Origin of the sequence: Pseudomonas sp. LM13, assembly GCF_041381355.1 — a bacterium.
In the GTDB taxonomy this organism is placed as follows: Bacteria; Pseudomonadota; Gammaproteobacteria; order Pseudomonadales; family Pseudomonadaceae; genus Stutzerimonas; species Stutzerimonas frequens.
Window position 1 is genome coordinate 140,308 of the sequence record NZ_JACBXH010000001.1, and the last position, 19,065, is coordinate 159,372.

Sequence of the window (19,065 nt, forward strand, 5' to 3'; positions counted from 1 at the left end):
GAGAGTGGCATCTGCCCGGGTTATACGGGATATCGGTAGGGGCTTTTGTAACTTAAGGTAATGGCCAAATCATGGCCAGCAGTTCTGTACTGGATGGGCACCCGGCGAGGCGTCTGGGCCAAGGGTTCCAGCGATTCGACAGGCAAGCCTCATACAGCGGCGTTATGGAGGTCCATCAGCGCCGCCGCTGGCGGATAAGGCTCAGACGAGGATCGTCCAGACCGCGATCACCGCGTACCAGAACACGCGTGTGCGCACCAGCAACGCCGCGATCCCGTCGAGCCGCGCGATGCCCGCCTCGCCCTCGGTCGCAGACGGCAGGTCGGCGGCCAGCGGACCGGCATCGGCCAGCAGGCGCCGGGCCGGCACATCCCAGCTCAACAGCTCATGCAACAGCGCCCGGTTGACCGCAACGAAGTTGCCGACCAGGGCGAAACTGCCGAGCAATACGCGTACCGGCAACCAGTCGAAGGCATGCCGCAGCTGCTCGGCCCGCTCGCGCAGCCCTTCGAGTTCGGCGTGCTCGGCGCACAGCGCCAGCAGCCGATAGGCCAGTGCCGCCATCGGCCCGAGCAGCAGGTACCAGAAGATCACCGCAAAGAAACCCTCGTAGCTGCGCCACAGCAGCCAGGTTTGTACCGCCGATAACAGGCTCGGCGGGTCCTGCGCCTGCAGGCCGGCGTCACGCTCGGCCGCCAGCGCGGCGGCCTCCTCATCACCACGACGCCAGGCATCGCGGAACGCGCCGAGTTCAGCCTTGGCATGGCCGCGGCCGAGGCTGTAGAGCAGCACCAGCAAGTGCAGTGGCAGGCTCAACCAGCCGTAGGCCAATGGTTCCAGTGCGACCAACAGCAGGCCAAGCAGCAATACGGGAATCAGTACCAGCAACGCCAGCGCCAGCCAGGGAGCGCCGCGCAAGCGCGGGCTGGCCTCGGCCTGGCGCAGGCGCGCCAGCCAGGGGCGGTCGTACTGCAGCCGTGGTCGCCAATCGGAGAATTTCTCCACCAGCAGCACGAGCAGAATCACCAGAAAGCTCATCGCCGTTTCCTTTCGTCAGCAGGTAATTGAGGCGGCACGCAAGCGCTGCCAGTCGAAGGCCGGTCCGGGATCGGTCTTGCGCCCCGGCGCGATGTCGCTGTGGCCGCACACCCGCTCCGGCGTGATGCCCGGATAGCCGCTCTGCAGCACCCGGCATAGCGCGATCAGCGCCTGGTATTGCGGCTCGCTGAACGGCTGGTCATCGGTTCCCTCCAGCTCGATGCCGATGGAAAAATCGTTGCAGCTCTCGCGACCGTCGAAGCAGGACACCCCGGCATGCCAGGCCCGGTCCAGACAGGAGACGAACTGGGTAATCGAGCCATCACGCTCGATGAGAAAATGTGCCGAGACCTGCAGTTCGGCGATTTCCTCGAAGAAGGGGTGTTCGTCGCGCTGTAGGCAGTTCTGGAAGAACTGTTGGACCCTGCCGGTACCGAACTGGCCTGGCGGCAGGCTGATGTTGTGGATCACCAGCAGCGAAATCTCGCCGGCTGGCCGCTGGTTGAAGTTGGGTGACGGGCAATGGTGGACGCCATGGCACCAGCCGGTGGCGGTATCCAGATGCATCGTGAAGGTCCATGCTGACGGCAGGCCCGCAGGCTAGCGCTTGCGAGACAGGCGCTGCAAGCGCTGCCGTTGTCACCGGCATTCGCCGTTACAAACCGTTCGCTACCCGGCCGTACCGCCCAGGCGCCGTGCCGCGGCTTTCTCTTCGCGACGGGAGGCAAGGCGGTCGGCCAGCCGTGTCGGTTCCGGCAGGCGGTAGCGTGTCACGTAGCGCATGACCAGCTCCGGTGCCGTGGCGATGCTGACCCGGTTGCCCGGCGAGACGATCAACGGCCGCACCTTGTCCTTGCTGCGCAGCACACAGCCGATCACCTCGCCGGTCTTCTTGTCGCGCAGCGCCACCCGGGCACCGCGCTGCAGATCGAGTTCGTCGTGTTCACCGGTGAGCAGCTTCTTCGCCACGCCAATGGTGGGCAGGCCGGTCACCACGCCCAGATGCGCAGCGATGCCCAGGCGCCGCGGGTGGGCGATGCCGTGGCCGTCGGAAAAAATCAGGTCGGGAATTGCCGGCAATTCCGCCAGCGCCTGCAGCACCGCCGGCAGCTCGCGAAACGACAGCAGGCCGGGCACATAGGGCATGTTGGTGGGGATTCGCGCCAGGCTGCTGCCTACCAGTTCCAGGGTATCGGCATCCAGCAGCACCGCTGCCGCCCGGGTGATGCTGCCGCCCTCTTCGAAGCCAACGTCCACCCCGGCGATCAGGTGCAGCGGCGGAAAGTCGTCCTGCAGACGCAGCTGCGCGGCCAGCGTCTGCTGCAGCGCTCGCGCCGCGGCCGGGCTGCCATCCCAATCGCCAAAAGGATTCGCTGGAAAGTGGCTGGATTCGTTCATGCATGGCTCCATCGGCTTCTGCGTTTCGACGTGCTGTCGGACCCGGGGTTCAGCCGTCTCGACTCTTCGAGGGCTGGACAACACGGCACAAAAATAGGACGCTCCAGCCGCAAGACGGCAGTTTCGCCTTGTTCAGCCGCAACAATAATTAGAACGCTCATGCCCAACCTCGCCTCGATACAGCACATCAGCATACTGGCCACCGAAGGGGTTTTCGCCTCGACGCTCATGCAGGCCAAGGATTTCTTTCACATGGCCAGCCTGCGCTACGGCCGACAGCTCGGGATGGAGCTGACGCCGGCGTTCGAAACTCGCCTGGTCAGCCCCGGCGGCCAGGCGGTGAGCACGTTCAGCGGAACCTCCATCGCGGTGGATGCCGCGCTGGACGCTGCCGACATGGTCATTCTGCCGGCGTTCTGGGGCGACTTCGACGCGCTCTGCGCACAGTACCCTGAGGTTGCGCCCTGGTTACGCGAGCGGCACGCCGCCGGCGCAGTTATCTGCGGAGAAGCCACAGGGGCGTTCTGGATGGCTCAGGCGGGACTACTGGATGGCCGGGAAGCGACCACCCATTGGCGCTTCGCAAACGAGTTCGTCGAGCGGTTTCCGGACGTACAGTTCAGCGCCGACAAGCATCTGACCGACAGCGACAACCTGTACTGTGCCGGTGGCACGACATCGGCCTGCGACCTCTACATGTATCTGGTGGAACGCTTCTGCGGTGCGCAGGTGGCGCAGGGCATGGCGCGTGATGTGCTGTTCGAGTTGCAGCGTAGCTACAGCCCCGGCCGGCTGGGCTTTGGCGGGCAGAAACTGCATCTGGATACCCGCATCCTGCAGATCCAGGAATGGCTGGAGACCAACTACGCGGAGAAATTCCGCTTCGAGGACGTGGCCCGCCAGCACGGCATGAGCATTCGCAACTTCATGCGTCGCTTTCAGGCCGCCACCGGCGACAAGCCGCTGCATTATCTGCAACGCCTGCGCATCGAGACGGCCAAGAGCCTGCTGGCCACAACCGGCAAAAGCATCAAGACGATCAGCTATGAAGTGGGCTACGACGATGCCAGCTTCTTCGCCCGGCTGTTCCGCCAGCACACGGAGCTATCGCCGAACCACTATCGGCAGAAGTACCGGCCGGCATCCTAGGGCAAACACGGAAACAGCCATGGCGTGCCGAAGCGGGCAGCCGACTGCAGCGCGCGGCCTGGCAGGGAGACCGCTCCGACAACAGCGTAGTAATCGTGCAAGCGCCACCGGCCGCGAAGAACAGGTCTTCGCGACCGGTTCACGGTCAGGGCTTGTGCGGACGCGCCAGATACTCGTGGGACTGCATCTCCAGCAGCCGGCTCAGGGTGCGCTGGAATTCGAACTCCAGGCGGCCGCCGGTGTAGAGATCCTTCAGTTCCACTTCGGCGGAAATGATGAGCTTGACGTTGCGGTCGTAGAACTCGTCCACCAGGTTGATGAAGCGACGCGCCATATCATCCTTGGCGACGTTCATCTGCTCGACATTCGCCAGCAGGATGGCACCGAAGATCTTGCCCAGCTCGATGTAGTCGTTCTGGCTGCGCGGTCCGTCACAGAGCTCGCGGAACTCGAACCAGGCCACGTCGTTGCCGGTCTTCACCGCGCGGATTTCACGGTTTTCGATCATCAGTGCGTCGTTGTTCACGACCCGGCAGTTCTCCGGCAGCAGGCTCTTGAAGCTGCGCTCCAGGCTCTGTTCCGCCTCGGCATCGAGCGGGAAGTGGAACAGCTCGGCCTGCTCCAGCGCACGCAGGCGGTAGTCGATGCCGCTGTCGACGTTGACGATCTCGGTGTGCTTCTTCAGCAGGTCGATTGCCGGCAGGAACCGCGCTCGCTGCAGACCGTCCTTGTACAGGCCGTCCGGCACGATGTTGGACGTCGCCACCAGGCTCACGCCGTTCTTGAACAGCTCTTCGAGCAGCGTGGCAAGAATCATCGCGTCAGTGATATCGGAGACGAAGAACTCGTCGAAGCAGATCACCCGGGACTCGTCGGCGAAGCGCTTGCCGATGATGGTCAGCGGGTTTTTCTCGCCCTTGAGGGTTTTCATTTCCTCGTGAACGCGCTTCATGAAGCGGTGGAAGTGCGTGCGCATCTTCTGCTCGAAGGGCAGCGCGTCGAAGAAGGTATCCACCAGGTAGGTCTTGCCGCGGCCGACGCCGCCCCAGAAGTAGATGCCCTTGATCGGACCCTGCTGCTTCTTGCCGAACAGCTTGCCGAACAGGCCGCTCTTGCTGCGATCGTCGGCGACCAGGTCGTCGTACAGACGCTGCAGGTGACGCACCGCGTTTTCCTGGGCGGCATCGTGGAAGAAGTCAGGACGTTTCAGGTCGGCCTGATAGCGCTCAAGAGGAGTCATGGCGGAGTCTGGGTAGTGAAACGGGGCCGCCACTTTAGCGGCGCCCTCGGTGGTTGGCAATTTACTCAGGTCGTTCAAGCGTCAGCCCTCCTGGGACACCCGTACTTGGAAATCACCGCGTCGCCGAGCGCACCCATCGGCTGCGCCCGGCCAGCCAGCAGCGTTACTCGACAAGCGTGGCCAGCGCCTCGCGCACCCGCAACATGGCGGCGTCGAGCGCTTCGGCGCTCTCGTAGTGCGGGCTGTCGGCGATGCATTCGTCGTCCAGCCACAGGGTGAATTGATCGCCTTCGTCCTCGCGAAGTTCCAGGGCGTCGGGCCCGCCGGCGATCAGGCGCTGGGTCAGGCTACCGATGGCCTTCGGATTGCTCAGCGGGCGGGACAGCAGCAACTCCTCACCATCAGCGGCGAAGAAGCGGAAACGGAAGGCGCCATCGGCCTCGCGGAAGCTGGCGAAGCGAGCGGTCTTGCTGGACTTCTTCCTGGCCGGCGCCGCGCTTTTCACTTCGCTGGCGAAGTTGCGCAGCCCCACCGCCTCGCGCAGCTCGCCAAGGAACGGGGTAGCAATCTTGCGCGCCTTGGCGGCTCCCGCCTGGAGGATGTCTTCCAGCTCGGCAGGCTTGGTGATGAGCTGGTGATACAGCTCGCGTGCATCGCCCAGTTCGTTGTCGAGCAGCTCGAACAGGCGCTGCTTGGCATCGCCCCAGGCCAGGCCATCGAGCAGTTCCTGACGGAAGTCCGCCTGCTGCTGCGCAGTGGCAAAGGCCTGGTAAAGCGTGAACAGGTGGGAGTTGTCCGGATCCTTCGGTTCGCCCGGCAGGCGCGAGTCGGTGACGATACGGGCGATCGCCGCCTTCAGCTCCTTGGCGCTGCCGAACAGCGGAATGGTGTTGTCGTAGCTCTTGGACATCTTGCGTCCATCGAGGCCGGGCAGCGTGGCGACGCTTTCCTCGATCACCGCTTCAGGCAGGGTGAAGAACTCGCGGCCGTTGCCGAACAGATGGTTGAAGCGCTGGGCGATGTCACGGGCCATTTCCACGTGCTGGATCTGGTCGCGCCCCACCGGCACCTTGTGCGCGTTGAACATCAGGATGTCCGCCGCCATCAGCACCGGATAGCTGTACAGGCCCATGGTGACACCGGCGTCCGGGTCCTCGCCGCTCTCCACGTTCTTGTCCACCGACGCCTTGTAGGCATGGGCGCGGTTGAGCAGGCCCTTGGCGGTAACGCAGGTCAGCAGCCAGGTCAGCTCGGGAATCTCCGGCACATCGGACTGGCGGTAGAAGGTTACGCGCTCGGCATCGAGGCCGCAGGCCAGCCAGGTCGCGGCGATTTCCAGGCGCGAGCGCTGAATGCGCAGCGGGTCATCGCACTTGATCAGCGCATGGTAGTCGGCGAGGAAATAGAAGGAGTCGGCTGCCGCGTCGCGGCTGGCGAGGATCGCCGGGCGGATCGCGCCGGCGTAGTTGCCCAGGTGCGGCGTGCCGGTGGTGGTGATACCGGTCAGGATGCGGGTAGTCATTCGGTCGTTTCTCGATCGTTGCGCACTGAAGAACGAAAGCAGCGGTTAAAGGCGTGGCGCGACCAGCTCTTTCAGCTCCACCAGCTTGCCGTGAAAAAAGTGGCCGCATTCTGCCACTTTCAGCAGCTCGTGGGGGTGCTGCAACTGCGCAGAAAAGGCGTACACGGACTCGGCGTCGATCACCTCGTCCTGTTCCGGCTGGATGATCGTCAGCTGGCAGTCGTCAGCCAACGACAGCTCCGCAAGACGCGACACCGCCGGTGCAACCATCATCAGCCTCTGCACCGCCACGCCCTCGGCGTTCAAGCGACCAGCGAGGCTGCCGGCAACGAATCCGCCGAACGAGAATCCCAGCAACGTCAGCGGCAGCTCGGGGTTCTGCTGACGCAGCCAGCGCAGCGCAGCCTCGGCGTCATCCACCTCACCCTCGACCATGTCGTGCGCGCCGGCACTGCCGCCGACGCCACGGTAATTGAAGCGCAGCGTGCTGTAGCCGGCATCCCGTGCGGTGCGCTGCAGGGTCGAGACCACCTTGTTCAGCATGGTGCCACCCTTGACCGGGTTCGGATGACAGATCAGCGCCAGGCCGCGCGCCTGCGGCTGATCGAAGTACAGCGCTTCCAGCGCTCCGCAGGGGCCGTCGATAGACAGGGGATTTTCGCGTTTCAACAAAACAGGAACTCCGTGACCTTGGGACGAGTCGACTCGTCTTGCTAACTAGCTGCCGATAACCGCCGCCTCGTGTTGCGGTATACAGAGCAGGGACGAGACGTTAACGTAAGCACAGCCGTTTATATAGAGGAAGGACTCGTGGAACAGACCCTCGCGACCTGGTTGCTCCCGATCGTCGGCCTGATCGCCGGCATCGCCATCGGTTATCTGGTGGCGCGCAGCAGCGCACCCAACCGCACACAGCGTCAGGTCGACGACCTGCAAGAGCGCTTCGACACCTATCAGAGCGAAGTGGTCACCCACTTCAACACCACCGCCAGCCTGCTGCGCAAGCTCACCCAGAACTACCAGGACATCCAGGAGCACCTGTCGGACGGCGCCAACCGCCTGGCCCTCGACGAGCCGACCCGCCAGCGTCTGATGGCCGCGCTGCACGAGGAGAACCATGGTTCGCGCGAGCGGCTGTCCTCACCGGCCTTCACCGAACCGCCGAAGGACTATGCCCCCAAAGGCGACGATACCCCTGGCACTCTGCACGAAAACTTCGGCCTTAAGAGCCGTCACTGATCCATCGCCTGGCGCAGCCGCTGCGCCAGGCTCTCCCCCTCTTACTGACGCAAGCGCATCGACAGGTCCACCGCCTGTATATGCTTGGTCAGCGCGCCGATCGAGATGTAGTCGACCCCCGTCTCCGCAACACTACGCAACGTGTCGTCACTGATGCCGCCCGATGCCTCGAGCTTGGCCCGGCCCGCCGTGATCGCCACAGCCGTGCGCATGTCATCGAGCGTCAGCTCGTCGAGCATCACGATATCCGCGCCCGCATCCAGCGCCTGCTCGAGCTCTTCGAGGCTTTCCACTTCGATCTCCACCGGCTTGCCCGGCGCGATGCGATGCGCAGCGGCCACCGCTTCGGCGATCCCGCCACAGGCAGCAATGTGGTTCTCCTTGATCAGAAAGGCGTCGTACAGGCCGATCCGGTGGTTGTGGCAGCCGCCGCAGGTAACCGCGTACTTCTGCGCCAGACGCAGCCCCGGAATGGTCTTGCGCGTATCCAGCAAGCGAACGCCGGTGCCCTCGACCATGTCGGCGTAGTGCCGGCAACGGCTGGCCACCCCAGAGAGCATCTGCAGGAAGTTCAGCGCGCTACGCTCGCCGGTCAGCAGCGCCCGTGCCGGCCCTTCGAGGTGGAAAAGGACTTTGTCCGCACCCACCCTGTCCCCGTCGGCGACCTGCCAGTGGACCGCGACACGCGGGTCCACCTGACGGAACACCGCATCGACCCAGGCGGTTCCGCTGATCACCGCAGCCTCGCGGGTTATCACCGAGGCGTGAGCCAGGCGCTCGGCAGGGATCAGCTGGGCAGTAATGTCACCACTGCCGACATCTTCGGCGAGCGCGCGGCGTGCGTTGGCGTCGATTTCCGCCGACAGATCGGCAAGCGTGAGATTGGGCATGACGGGCTCCTCTGAATTGCCGGATTATAAAGACTCGGACCGCTGCACAGCGACAAGCGCACCCTCGATGACCGCCCCTCATCGAGCTTTCCTTACCTCCTGGCGGAAAAGCCGCGAGTATCTGTGAGCCAGATCATGTCCAACAAAATACCGGCCTTGGCATCGGCCTTAGATGCTTATAATGCCCCTAAAAATTGACGTCACGTAAATGGCGACATCCAGCTGACGGGACGTCGTTGTAAAACCAAAGCGCTCGGCTATGCTGCGGCTGGAATCCGGCTCGATACGAAAGTCTGCCCTAACGCGGGCTCACCGGTACCTTCGCCTTGCCCTGCCAACCTGGTTACCTTTATAAGACGCTGCTCAACATCTGGCGTGTGACCGCCTCAAACAGGCGACCGCAGGAGAGTCTCGATGCGAACCGATGCGAAAGTGGTGCACCTGAACAAGGCCGCCCCTGAGCACAAGCCTTCCTCGCCAGCCGGCCGCCTGCCGGTGGCGCTCATCAGCGTGCGCGACAAGGCTGCCCAACAGCTGCGCCAGGCTCTGCAATCGCTGTTCGACAATGCCGACGACTCGCTCTTCGAAATCGCCGATCGCGCGACCAGCAACTCCGAGCAGAACGCTTTCTTCGAGGCCATGCGCGACCTGCGCATGAAGCGCCGCAACATCGAACGCGGCTTCCTGCAGCAGCTGTTCGAGGCTTTCTCCAAGCTGAACCAGTACGAGATCGGCAAGCCACCGGCGCCGGAAACAGTCTCCTTCGACAGCCTGTCGCTGGTACAGAATGACGAGCTGGAGGAGTCGGTCGCTGTCGACACAATGGTAGCGAAGGTCATGAGCCGAGCAGCGCAGCCGCTAGGCCATCTGACCACCCGCATGAATGCGCTGATCAGCAAGAAGCTCGACGACAAGAGCAACCCGCTCGGCCCGCACGCGCTTTGCGACTACTTCATCGAGGCGAGCAGTAGCCTGGGCGTCGAAATCAAGGTCAAGCTGATCATCTTCAAGCTCTTCGAAAAATACGTACTCGGCGATCTCGACCAGCTCTACGCCGAAGCCAACCAGACACTGGTGGCAGCCGGCATCCTGCCCGAACTCCAATCGGCTCTGCCGCGGCGCCAGCCGCGGCCAGGCGTCCCGGCCGGCAGCCATGCACCATCCGCCCCGTCCGGACAGGCAGTTCAGGTCGACGAGGGCCTGCAGGAGGCCGCGTTCAGCGCCCTGCACAATCTACTTTCCGAGCTGCGCGGCAGCAGCATGCTGCCGGCTCGCAACGTTCCCAGCGATGCCATCCCGATCTCCAGCAGTGATCTGCTTCGCCTGCTGTCGCATATGCAGACCCGCGCTCCACAGACGGTCGATGATTTCGATCTGCAGGAGCAGCTCGGCAGCCTGCTGAGCCGGGTAAGCGCCAAGACCGGAAAATCGCGCGTGGTCGGCGAGATCGATGACGATGTCATCAACCTCGTCTCCATGCTCTTCGAGTTCATTCTCGACGATCGAACCCTGCCGGATTCGCTCAAGGCCCTGATTGGCCGCCTGCAGATCCCGCTGCTGAAGGTCGCGGTACTGGACAAGACATTCTTCAGCCGCGGCAGCCACCCGGCACGCCGCCTGCTCAACGAGATCGCTTCGGCAGCGATGGGCTGGGGAGACCAGGACGAAGCCCAGCGCGACAGCCTGTATCAGAAGATCGAGCAGATCGTGGCTCGCCTGCTCAACGATTTTGTCGACGATCCGGCGATCTTCTCCGAGTTGCTGGCCGACTTCCTGGCATTCGTGGGCGACGAGCGCCGCCGCAGCGAGCTGCTTGAGCAACGCACCCGTGACGCTGAGGAAGGCCGCGCCAAGGCGGAGATTGCGCGCCAGGAAGTGGAGTACGCGCTGAACCAGCGCCTGCTCGGCAAGACGCTTCCGGAAGTCGTGGTACGCCTGCTGCAAGAGGCCTGGAGCAAGGTGCTGCTGCTCACCTGCCTGAAGCATGGCACCCAGTCCGAGGAATGGCAGGCAGCGTTGGACACCATGGATGATCTGGTCTGGAGCGTTACGCCGCACGAGGACGACGAGTCGCGGGCACGCCTGCTGGAAGTGGTCCCCAGCCTTCTCAAGGCCTTGCGCGAGGGCCTGGTTAGCGCAGCATTCGACCCTTTCTCCACCGGAGACTTCTTCACCCAGCTCGAAGCGCTGCATGTCCAGACCCTACAGCGCATCCAGCAGCCGCAGCCTTCCCCGGACAACGCCGCGGCGGCGAGTGATGCTCCAGCGGAGCCTGCCGCGGCCGCGGTCGAAGACCGCGCACCGGCCATGGTCGAGGTGGTCGATGAGATCGTTCTCCTAGCACCTGGCGAAAGCCGCGAGCAGGAGCCCGAGGTCAGCCTTCCGGACAACGATGAAGCGCTGATCAAGGTCGACAATCTTCGGGTCGGCAGCTGGGTCGAGTTCCAGGAGGACGAAGAGCACAAGCTGCGCTGCAAGCTGGCCGCGGTGATCAAGCCCACCGGCAAGTACATCTTCGTCAACCGTACTGGCATGAAGGTCCTGGAGAAGACCCGCATGGGGCTGGCGAGCGAGTTTCAGCGCGGCGCCATTCGCCTGCTCAACGACACCCTGCTCTTCGACCGCGCCCTCGAATCAGTTATCGGCAACCTGCGCAAGCTGAAGAACACCTGATCGTCCCAACGGGCATGCCGCCCGGCATGCCTGCGCCCCCTCCGCGCGGCAAAGCGCCGCACTTCGCGCTTGGCTTTTGACCCTGCACAGCTAGAATGCCTGCATTCTATTCGAGGTGCCCATGCCCAGCCGCCTTAACCCCGAAGACCAGCAGCGCGTCGATGACTACCTCCGCGCACCGCAGCATCAGGTCGAACGCCGGCCGTTTCGCCCCTGGCTCCTGTTGCTCGTCGTGCTGGCCATCGTAATAGGCCTTGGACTGTTGAGCCGCCTCCTGAGTCGCCTGGTGCTTTGAGCACACACCGGCGCACCGCCCCGATTTCCTTGCAGCTATGAGTCATTCCCATGTCACATCGAATCGTAATCGTCGGCGGCGGTGCCGGCGGGCTAGAGCTTGCTACCCGCCTGGGCAGGACCCTGGGCAAGCGTGGCAAAGCGCGGGTCGCCCTGGTCGACGCCAACCTCACCCACATCTGGAAACCGCTGCTGCATGAGGTGGCGGCCGGCTCGCTGAACTCATCGGCCGACGAGCTCAACTACGTGGCGCAAGCCAAGTGGAATCACTTCGAATTCCAGATGGGTCGCATGGCCGGTCTGGATCGCGCAAACAAGTGCATTCGCCTGGAAGCCACGCGTGACGAATTCGGCGTGGAGTTGGTGCCCTCGCGCGCACTGAACTACGACACCCTGGTGATCGCGGTCGGCAGCACGACCAATGATTTCGGCACCCCGGGGGCCGCGGAGCACTGCATCTTCCTCGATACCCGCGAGCAGGCCGAGCGCTTCCACCGTCAGTTGCTCAGCCACTACATGAAGGCGCACGCTGGCGAAAGCGGGCCGCGCGGCATCAATATGGCAATCGTCGGCGCTGGCGCCACCGGCGTCGAACTCGCCGCCGAGTTGCTGCATGCGGCCAAGGAACTGGCCGCCTACGGTCTCGATGGAATCAAGCCGGAAGACGTGAAGATCACCCTGATCGAGGCCGGACCGAAAGTTCTGCCGGCGCTGCCCGAGCGGATCAGCCAGCCCGTGCACCAGACGCTGCTGGACCTGGGCGTCACGGTGCTTACCGGCGCAGCGGTCAGCGAAGTCACCGCCGACGGCCTGCACACCAAGCAGGGCGAGTTCGTTCCAGCCAGCCTCAAGGTGTGGGCAGCCGGCATCAAGGCACCAGCCTTCCTGCACGAGCTTGATGGCCTGGAAACCAACCGCATCAATCAGCTGGTGGTCGATCCCACCCTGCAGAGCACCCGCGACGAGAACATCTTCGCCTTTGGCGACTGCGCCGCCTGCCCGCAGCCGGACAGCGACCGCAATGTGCCGCCTCGCGCGCAGGCGGCCCACCAGCAGGCCTCAATGCTGGCGCGATCAATCCGCAATCGACTTGAAGGCAAGCCACTACCGACCTACCGCTACAAGGATTACGGTTCGCTGATATCGCTCTCGACCTTCTCGGCCGTGGGCAATCTCATGGGCAATCTGACGGGCAATGTCATGCTCGAGGGCTGGCTGGCAAGGATGTTCTACATATCGCTGTACCGCATGCACCAGATCGCGCTGTACGGCATGCCTCGTACGCTGCTGATGATGCTCGGCGACAAGCTCAGCCGCAGTACAGAACCTCGCCTGAAACTCCATTGACGCACCGATGGCGCACCCGCGCGGTGCGCCATCTGGCGAGCACTAAACTGCAGGCAATAAAAAAGCTGGATGCCCCTGCGGACATCCAGCTTTTCATGCTTGCCAGGCAAGCTCGTATGGTGGGTCGTGTAGGATTCGAACCTACGACCAATTGGTTAAAAGCCAACTGCTCTACCAACTGAGCTAACGACCCAAAAATGGTCGGGGTAGGGGGATTCGAACTCCCGACATCCTGCTCCCAAAGCAGGCGCGCTACCGGACTGCGCTATACCCCGATTGGAATTTGGCTCCGCGACCTGGACTCGAACCAGGGACCCAATGATTAACAGTCATTTGCTCTACCGACTGAGCTATCGCGGAACAACTAACATTCCAGCTCCTTGGCGTTACGTTCCCGCCTCAGAGGCGCGCCATTTTACGGTTCCATACCCTGCTGTCAACCCTAAAAATGCGATTCATGACAACTGTTTGCGTCCGGCTAGCGGCTGCGATCGGCTGATCGGACAACCGCATGGCATTCGCGATGCCATGCGGATTGCCCTTGCCCTCAATCGAAGACGATCTGCTCGCCCTCCACCCGAGCCTTGACGCTGCTGCCCGGGGCGAACTGCCCGGCCAGGATCTGCTGCGCCAGCGGGTTCTCGATCCAGCGCTGGATCGCGCGCTTGAGCGGCCGCGCACCGTAAACCGGGTCGTAGCCGACGGCGATCAGCTTGTCCATCGCCTCCTGGCTCAGTTCCAGGCTCAGTTCGCGCTCGGCCAGACGCTTGCGCAGCCGGCCCAGCTGGATCTCCGCGATGCCGGCGATCTGCTCGCGACCGAGCGGATCGAACACCACCACCTCGTCGATACGGTTGATGAACTCCGGACGGAAGTGGTGCGCCACCGCATCCATCACCGCAGCGCGCTGCGCATCGGGGTCGCCAACCAGCTCCTGGATCTGCGCCGAGCCCAGGTTCGAGGTCATGACGATCACGGTGTTCTTGAAGTCTACGGTCCGCCCATGGCTGTCGGTCAGACGACCATCCTCGAGCACCTGCAGCAGCACGTTGAACACGTCCGGATGAGCCTTCTCCACCTCGTCCATCAGCACGACAGAGTAGGGTTTACGACGCACTGCCTCGGTCAGGTAGCCGCCCTCCTCGTAGCCGACGTAGCCCGGCGGTGCGCCGATCAGACGTGCGACCGAATGTTTCTCCATGAACTCGGACATGTCGATGCGGATCATCGCCTCTTCGGTGTCGAAGAGGAATTCGGCCAGCGCCTTGCACAGCTCGGTCTTACCCACACCGGTCGGGCCGAGGAAGAGGAAGGAACCGCTCGGCCGGTTCGGGTCGGCCAGCCCGGCGCGCGAGCGACGCACGGCATTGGCCACTGCCACTACCGCCTCATGCTGGCCGATGACACGTGTGTGCAGCATGTCTTCCATGCGCAGCAGTTTGTCCCGCTCGCCTTCGAGCATCTTCGACACAGGGATGCCGGTCCACTTGGAAACCACCTCGGCGATCTCCTCGTCGGTCACCTTGTTGCGCAGCAGCTGGTTTTCCTTCTTGCCGTGCTGGTCGACCATTTCCAGGCTGCGCTCGAGGTCTGGGATGATGCCGTACTGCAGCTCGGCCATGCGCGCCAGGTCGCCCTTGCGCCGCGCCGCCTCGAGGTCGGCCTTGGCCTGCTCGATCTTCTGCTGGATCTGCGCGGAGCCCTGGACCTCGGCCTTTTCCGACTTCCAGATTTCCTCCAGATCCGAGTATTCCTTCTCCAGCTTGGCGATATCGTCCTCAAGCTTGGCCAGGCGCTTCTTGGTGGCCTCGTCGTCCTCCTTCTTCAGCGCCTCGCGCTCGATCTTCAGCTGGATCAGCCGGCGGTCGAGACGATCCAGCTCTTCCGGCTTGGAGTCGATCTCCATGCGGATGCGGCTGGCGGCCTCGTCGATCAGGTCGATCGCCTTGTCCGGCAGCTGACGATCCGTGATGTAGCGATGGCTGAGCTTGGCCGCCGCGATGATCGCGCCGTCGGTGATGGTCACGCCGTGGTGCACCTCGTAGCGCTCCTTGAGGCCGCGCAGGATGGCAATGGTGTCCTCCTCGCTCGGCTCGTCCACCAGCACCTTCTGGAAGCGCCGTTCCAGCGCGGCATCCTTCTCGATGTACTGGCGGTACTCGTCCAGCGTGGTGGCGCCGACACAGTGCAACTCACCCCGGGCAAGAGCGGGCTTGAGCATGTTGCCGGCATCCATGGCGCCCTCGGCCTTGCCGGCACCGACCATCGTGTGCAGCTCGTCGATGAACAGGATGACCCGGCCTTCCTGCTTGGACAGCTCGTTGAGCACGGCCTTGAGACGCTCCTCGAACTCGCCGCGGAACTTGGCACCGGCGATCAGCGAGCCCATGTCCAGCGCCAGCAGACGCTTGTCCTTCAGGCCATCCGGCACCTCGCCATTGACGATGCGCTGGGCCAGACCTTCGACGATGGCGGTCTTGCCGACACCGGGCTCGCCGATCAGCACCGGGTTGTTCTTGGTGCGCCGTTGCAGGACCTGAATGGTGCGGCGGATTTCGTCGTCACGGCCGATCACCGGATCGAGCTTGCCCTCCTCGGCGCGCTTGGTCATGTCGACGGTGTACTTGTCCAGCGCCTGACGCGACTCCTCGGCATTGGGGTCATTGACCGCCGCGCCACCGCGCAGGTTGCTGATGGCGTTCTCCAGGGCCTTCTTGCTCACGCCCTGGGCCAGCAGCAGCTTGCCCAAACGGGTGTTGTTGTCCAGCGCGGCAAGCAGCACCAGTTCGCTGGAGATGTACTGGTCGCCCTTCTGCTGGGCGAGGCGATCGGCCTGATTGAGCAGACGCGCCAGATCCTGCGACAGGTTCATGTCACCGGTGGGGTTCTGCAGCTTGGGCAACTGGTCCAGCTCCTTGGTCAGGGCTTGGCGCAGCGCGTTGATGTCGAAGCCGACCTGCATCAGCAGGGGCTTGATCGAACCGCCCTGCTGCTCCAGCAGGGCCTGCATCAGGTGCAACGGCTCGATGGAAGGGTGATCCAGGCCAACGGCAATGGATTGGGCATCGGAGAGCGCAAGCTGAAGCTTGCTGGTCAGACGATCGATACGCATGGATGTTCATCCTCAGGTAAAGCGGGCCGGCACCATGAATCGCGCCTTAGAAATAGCCCACGAGATGGAGCATAGATGAGGATGATTGTTGGAGATTCAAGGCGGATGACATTGATGCAGGTCATGCCGGGACCGCGGAGTCACGCCCCCTGTCGAACCACCAAGCGCAGGCTTAAGGCTCCAGCCAGATCAGGCTGGCGAAGCGCCCCGTGCGTGACGCGCGACGATAGGAATAGAAACGCGGATCGCTGAAGGTGCACAAGCCACCGCCATAGACGGCTTCGACTCCGACCGCGGCCAGGCGAATGCGCGCGAGCTGATACAGATCGGCCATGAAGCGCCCCTCGTTGCGGCTCGGCAGGAATGCCACCGCAGCCGCGGGATGCTGCGCGATGAATGCCTCGCGCACCTCGACGCCCACTTCGAAGGCAGCGGGCCCGATCGCCGGCCCCAGCCAGACCAGTACCTCTTCAAGGCGAAGCGCCAGCGCCTCGAGCGTCGCTTCCAGCACGCCGCCGGCCAGCCCGCGCCAGCCCGCATGCGCCGCCGCGACACGACTGGCGGCGCGGTCGCAGAACAGCACCGGCAGGCAGTCTGCGGTGAGCACCGCACACGCCTCGCCAGGCGCTTCGCTCCAGCTGGCATCGGCGGTGGCGCAAGCACCAGGCGCAGCCTTGACCGCCACGCTGGAATGCACCTGCTCCAGCCAGACCGGCTGACAGCCCAGCGCATCGCGCAGGTGCTGGCGATTCCAGGCCACCGCCGCCGGGTCATCGCCGACATGATCGCCGAGATTGAAACTGTCGAACGGTGCCGCGCTGACGCCACCCTGGCGCGTCGTCACGCAGGCGCGAACGCGGGCCGGTGCCGGCCAGTCAGGCAGCAGCCAATCCGCGTTCCAGCAGATCACCCGACGAAGGCCTCGCGATCCTGCTGCAGCAGCGTCAGCAGCCAGACGAAGTCGTCCGGCAATGGCGACTCCCACTTCATGCGCTGCCCGTTCACCGGATGATCCAGCTCGAGGAAACGGGCATGCAGCGCCTGCCGCGGGAACTCGCGCAGCGTTTGCACCAGCGTCGGATTGGCCGCCGGCGGAATACGGAAACGCCCGGCGTACAGCGGATCGCCAACCAGCGGGTAGCCGAGGTGGGTCATGTGCACACGAATCTGGTGGGTACGCCCGGTTTCCAGCTTGACCCGCACATGAGTGTGCGAACGAAAGCGCTCAAGTACGCGATAGTGGCTGATCGCCGGCTTGCCCCCCTCCACCACCGCCATGCGCTGGCGCTGCTGGCCGTGACGACCTATCGGCGCATCGACCGTGCCGCCGGTGATGATCACGCCGATGACGATGGCCTCGTAGATGCGGCTGACACTGCGCGCCTGCAGCTGCTCGACCAGGCGGGTCTGTGCCTGCAGCGTCTTGGCCACCACCATCAGGCCGGTGGTGTCCTTGTCCAGACGATGCACGATGCCGGCGCGCGGCACGTTGATCAGATCTGGCACGTGATGCAGCAGCGCATTGAGCAGCGTGCCGTCGGCATGCCCGGCTGCGGGGTGCACCACCAGCCCGGCCGGCTTGTCGATCACCAGAATCTGGTCGTCTTCATAGACGATGTCGAGCGGAATATCCTGCGCCACCCACTCGCCCTGCGCCTGCTGTTCGGCGCTCAGCACGAGCACCGCACCGGCATGCACGGTGTCACGGGGGCGCAGCACGGCGCCATCCACCGTCAGCAGACCATCCTTGATCCAGGCCGCGAGGCGTGAACGCGAATGTTCGGAGAAGAGCTGCGCCGCGACCTGATCGAGACGTTGTCCGCCCAGGTCGAACGGCACCTCGGCGCGGAGTTGGATGGCCTGTTTGGAGATCGTGGACATACGGCGAGATAGATTCGTCAGAGAGAGGCGAGCGGCATCCGCTGCTGATGGATGCCTGGGGACCGCCGATGGCGGCGCGGCCTTTGGTTTCGGCTACACGCTTGTGTTTAAATACGGCGTCTTTGTCCCGGCGCACCGGGGCGCTCATCATAACAGGACGGCTCCGCGCGAGACAGCCAGCCGTCACAGGGACGCAAGCCGCCATGCAAGTGAAACACCTGCTGCTGATCGCCATTCTCGCCCTAACCGCCGCCTGCTCCTCCAACGAAACCGTCGATGAAAATCTGGGTGAGGTCGAGCTGTACCAGCAAGCACAGGCCGACCTGGACAACAAGAGCTATACCAGCGCAATCAGCAAGCTCAAGGCGTTGGAGTCGCGCTATCCCTTCGGCCGCTTCGCCGAGCAGGCACAGCTCGAGCTTATCTACGCTTACTACCGCAACGTCGAGCCGGAGGCCGCGCGCTCGGCAGCAGAGCGCTTCATCCGCCTGCATCCGCAGCACCCGAATGTCGATTACGCCTACTACCTAAAGGGCCTGGCCTCGTTCGATCAGGATCGTGGCCTGCTAGCCCGCTTCCTGCCGTTGGACATGACCAAACGCGACCCCGGCGCCGCGCGTGATTCGTTCAACGAGTTCGCCCAGCTCACCAGCCGCTACCCCAACAGTCGCTACTCCCCCGACGCTAAGGCGCGCATGGTCTATCTGCGCAACCTGCTGGCGGCCAATGAAATCCATGTCGCGCATTACTACCTCAAGCGTCAGGCTTATGTAGCGGCGGCCAACCGCGGCCGCTACGTAGTGGAGAACTTCCAGGGGACGCCCGCGGTAGCCGACGGCCTGGCAGTGATGACCGAGGCGTACCAGCGCCTGGGCCTGGATGACCTCGCCGAGTCCAGCCTGAAAACCCTGCAACTTAATTACCCCGATCACGCCACTCTGGAAGACGGCAAGTTCACTCCCGTCGAGCGCGAAGAAGACACTCGCAGCTGGCTGAGCAAGGCCACACTCGGCCTGATCGAAGGCGAAGCGCCGCGCCCCGACACTTCCCGCGCCAACCGCGACGTGTTGCGCCAGTACGAGAACGCCGCACGTGACCTGCCCGATGAGCTGCGTCCCGTGCTCAAGGAAGTGGAGCAGCAGGAGCCGAAGCGCTCCTGGTGGAGCCGCCTGACTTTCGGCCTGTTCGACTGACTGGACTGACCTGGCGCCGCCCCGACGAGCCCCGCGCACGTCACCGGCGGCGCAAAGGGCCTGGATCGGCCCTGGCTCAAACGATCGCC

General features: G+C 63.9%; 16 protein-coding genes and 3 tRNA genes. 6 read left to right on the forward strand and 13 right to left on the reverse strand.

What is annotated here, in order from left to right; genetic code table 11:
- Positions 1-201: 201 nt before the first annotated feature.
- From ampE to nfi, 3 genes are all read right to left on the reverse strand, one after another.
- Complete coding sequence (gene ampE / locus HZR81_RS00690) at positions 202-1,038, reverse strand: regulatory signaling modulator protein AmpE (protein ID WP_500127065.1); 837 nt, start codon at positions 1,036-1,038, stop codon at positions 202-204.
- Between the two features lie 15 nt (positions 1,039-1,053).
- Complete coding sequence (gene ampD, locus HZR81_RS00695) at positions 1,054-1,605, reverse strand: 1,6-anhydro-N-acetylmuramyl-L-alanine amidase AmpD (RefSeq protein ID WP_161611683.1); 552 nt, start codon at positions 1,603-1,605, stop codon at positions 1,054-1,056.
- Between the two features lie 102 nt (positions 1,606-1,707).
- The gene (gene nfi / locus HZR81_RS00700) at positions 1,708-2,436 is read right to left on the reverse strand and encodes a deoxyribonuclease V (protein ID WP_197860856.1); all 729 of its coding nucleotides are present in this window, start codon (positions 2,434-2,436) and stop codon (positions 1,708-1,710) included.
- Positions 2,437-2,595: 159 nt separating this feature from the next.
- Here nfi and HZR81_RS00705 point away from each other — a divergent pair, with 159 nt between their 5' ends.
- Positions 2,596-3,585, forward strand: a complete 990-nt coding sequence (locus HZR81_RS00705) for a GlxA family transcriptional regulator (RefSeq protein WP_197860855.1) — start codon at positions 2,596-2,598, stop codon at positions 3,583-3,585.
- A gap of 145 nt (positions 3,586-3,730) precedes the next feature.
- Here HZR81_RS00705 and zapE read toward each other — a convergent pair whose 3' ends face one another.
- The 3 genes from zapE to HZR81_RS00720 all read right to left on the reverse strand — a co-directional run bounded on the left by zapE (position 3,731) and on the right by HZR81_RS00720 (position 7,019).
- On the reverse strand, positions 3,731-4,825 hold the full coding sequence (gene zapE / locus HZR81_RS00710) for a cell division protein ZapE (protein WP_500127066.1): 1,095 nt from the start codon (positions 4,823-4,825) through the stop codon (positions 3,731-3,733).
- Between the two features lie 163 nt (positions 4,826-4,988).
- Positions 4,989-6,347, reverse strand: a complete 1,359-nt coding sequence (locus tag HZR81_RS00715; protein ID WP_500127067.1) for a tryptophan--tRNA ligase — start codon at positions 6,345-6,347, stop codon at positions 4,989-4,991.
- 45 nt (positions 6,348-6,392) lie between these two features.
- On the reverse strand, positions 6,393-7,019 hold the full coding sequence (locus tag HZR81_RS00720) for an alpha/beta hydrolase (RefSeq protein WP_200630475.1): 627 nt from the start codon (positions 7,017-7,019) through the stop codon (positions 6,393-6,395).
- A 138-nt stretch (positions 7,020-7,157) separates the two neighbouring features.
- On the opposite strand from HZR81_RS00720, the gene HZR81_RS00725 reads away from it, so the two are divergent.
- On the forward strand, positions 7,158-7,586 hold the full coding sequence (locus HZR81_RS00725; RefSeq protein ID WP_063541913.1) for a Z-ring associated ZapG family protein: 429 nt from the start codon (positions 7,158-7,160) through the stop codon (positions 7,584-7,586).
- A 41-nt stretch (positions 7,587-7,627) separates the two neighbouring features.
- Here the strand turns inward: HZR81_RS00725 and nadC are convergent, their stop codons facing one another.
- Entirely contained in the window at positions 7,628-8,476 is an 849-nt protein-coding gene (nadC, locus tag HZR81_RS00730) for a carboxylating nicotinate-nucleotide diphosphorylase (protein WP_110775891.1), read from the reverse strand.
- Between the two features lie 414 nt (positions 8,477-8,890).
- On the opposite strand from nadC, the gene HZR81_RS00735 reads away from it, so the two are divergent.
- The 3 genes from HZR81_RS00735 (at position 8,891) to HZR81_RS00745 (ending at position 12,790) form a co-directional block, all read left to right on the forward strand.
- Positions 8,891-11,149 carry a DUF1631 domain-containing protein gene (locus HZR81_RS00735; RefSeq protein WP_270054038.1) on the forward strand — a complete coding sequence of 753 codons (2,259 nt, stop codon included), beginning with the start codon at positions 8,891-8,893 and terminating at the stop codon, positions 11,147-11,149.
- Positions 11,150-11,270: 121 nt separating this feature from the next.
- Entirely contained in the window at positions 11,271-11,444 is a 174-nt protein-coding gene (locus HZR81_RS00740; protein ID WP_073865939.1) for a DUF3094 family protein, read from the forward strand.
- Positions 11,445-11,494: 50 nt separating this feature from the next.
- Positions 11,495-12,790 carry an NAD(P)/FAD-dependent oxidoreductase gene (locus HZR81_RS00745; protein WP_500127068.1) on the forward strand — a complete coding sequence of 432 codons (1,296 nt, stop codon included), beginning with the start codon at positions 11,495-11,497 and terminating at the stop codon, positions 12,788-12,790.
- Between the two features lie 117 nt (positions 12,791-12,907).
- Here the strand turns inward: HZR81_RS00745 and HZR81_RS00750 are convergent.
- From HZR81_RS00750 to rluD, 6 genes are all read right to left on the reverse strand, one after another.
- Positions 12,908-12,983: transfer RNA gene (locus HZR81_RS00750), tRNA-Lys, on the reverse strand.
- A 5-nt stretch (positions 12,984-12,988) separates the two neighbouring features.
- A tRNA-Pro gene (locus tag HZR81_RS00755) sits at positions 12,989-13,065 on the reverse strand.
- 9 nt (positions 13,066-13,074) lie between these two features.
- Positions 13,075-13,150: transfer RNA gene (locus tag HZR81_RS00760), tRNA-Asn, on the reverse strand.
- A 187-nt stretch (positions 13,151-13,337) separates the two neighbouring features.
- On the reverse strand, positions 13,338-15,902 hold the full coding sequence (gene clpB, locus HZR81_RS00765) for an ATP-dependent chaperone ClpB (protein WP_020305930.1): 2,565 nt from the start codon (positions 15,900-15,902) through the stop codon (positions 13,338-13,340).
- A 172-nt stretch (positions 15,903-16,074) separates the two neighbouring features.
- On the reverse strand, positions 16,075-16,812 hold the full coding sequence (gene pgeF / locus HZR81_RS00770; protein WP_500127069.1) for a peptidoglycan editing factor PgeF: 738 nt from the start codon (positions 16,810-16,812) through the stop codon (positions 16,075-16,077).
- Positions 16,809-17,783: a 23S rRNA pseudouridine(1911/1915/1917) synthase RluD gene (gene rluD / locus HZR81_RS00775; protein WP_500127070.1), complete on the reverse strand. Its 975-nt coding sequence runs from the start codon at positions 17,781-17,783 to the stop codon at positions 16,809-16,811. Before rluD ends, pgeF begins: the two co-directional genes overlap by 4 nt.
- 203 nt (positions 17,784-17,986) lie before the next feature.
- On the opposite strand from rluD, the gene HZR81_RS00780 reads away from it, so the two are divergent.
- Complete coding sequence (locus tag HZR81_RS00780) at positions 17,987-18,976, forward strand: outer membrane protein assembly factor BamD (RefSeq protein WP_063541899.1); 990 nt, start codon at positions 17,987-17,989, stop codon at positions 18,974-18,976.
- The last annotated feature ends 89 nt before the right edge of the window (positions 18,977-19,065 follow it).

What these genes read in the sequence shown, in the direction of transcription:
- ampE (WP_500127065.1), bottom strand. Translation starts at nt 1,038, where the DNA reads ATGAGCTTTCTGGTGATTCTGCTCGTGCTGCTGGTGGAGAAATTCTCC.
- ampD (WP_161611683.1), bottom strand. Translation starts at nt 1,605, where the DNA reads ATGCATCTGGATACCGCCACCGGCTGGTGCCATGGCGTCCACCATTGC.
- nfi (WP_197860856.1), bottom strand. Translation starts at nt 2,436, where the DNA reads ATGAACGAATCCAGCCACTTTCCAGCGAATCCTTTTGGCGATTGGGAT.
- HZR81_RS00705 (WP_197860855.1), top strand. Translation starts at nt 2,596, where the DNA reads ATGCCCAACCTCGCCTCGATACAGCACATCAGCATACTGGCCACCGAA.
- zapE (WP_500127066.1), bottom strand. Translation starts at nt 4,825, where the DNA reads ATGACTCCTCTTGAGCGCTATCAGGCCGACCTGAAACGTCCTGACTTC.
- HZR81_RS00715 (WP_500127067.1), bottom strand. Translation starts at nt 6,347, where the DNA reads ATGACTACCCGCATCCTGACCGGTATCACCACCACCGGCACGCCGCAC.
- nadC (WP_110775891.1), bottom strand. Translation starts at nt 8,476, where the DNA reads ATGCCCAATCTCACGCTTGCCGATCTGTCGGCGGAAATCGACGCCAAC.
- HZR81_RS00735 (WP_270054038.1), top strand. Translation starts at nt 8,891, where the DNA reads ATGCGAACCGATGCGAAAGTGGTGCACCTGAACAAGGCCGCCCCTGAG.
- HZR81_RS00740 (WP_073865939.1), top strand. Translation starts at nt 11,271, where the DNA reads ATGCCCAGCCGCCTTAACCCCGAAGACCAGCAGCGCGTCGATGACTAC.
- HZR81_RS00745 (WP_500127068.1), top strand. Translation starts at nt 11,495, where the DNA reads ATGTCACATCGAATCGTAATCGTCGGCGGCGGTGCCGGCGGGCTAGAG.
- clpB (WP_020305930.1), bottom strand. Translation starts at nt 15,902, where the DNA reads ATGCGTATCGATCGTCTGACCAGCAAGCTTCAGCTTGCGCTCTCCGAT.
- rluD (WP_500127070.1), bottom strand. Translation starts at nt 17,783, where the DNA reads ATGTCCACGATCTCCAAACAGGCCATCCAACTCCGCGCCGAGGTGCCG.
- HZR81_RS00780 (WP_063541899.1), top strand. Translation starts at nt 17,987, where the DNA reads ATGCAAGTGAAACACCTGCTGCTGATCGCCATTCTCGCCCTAACCGCC.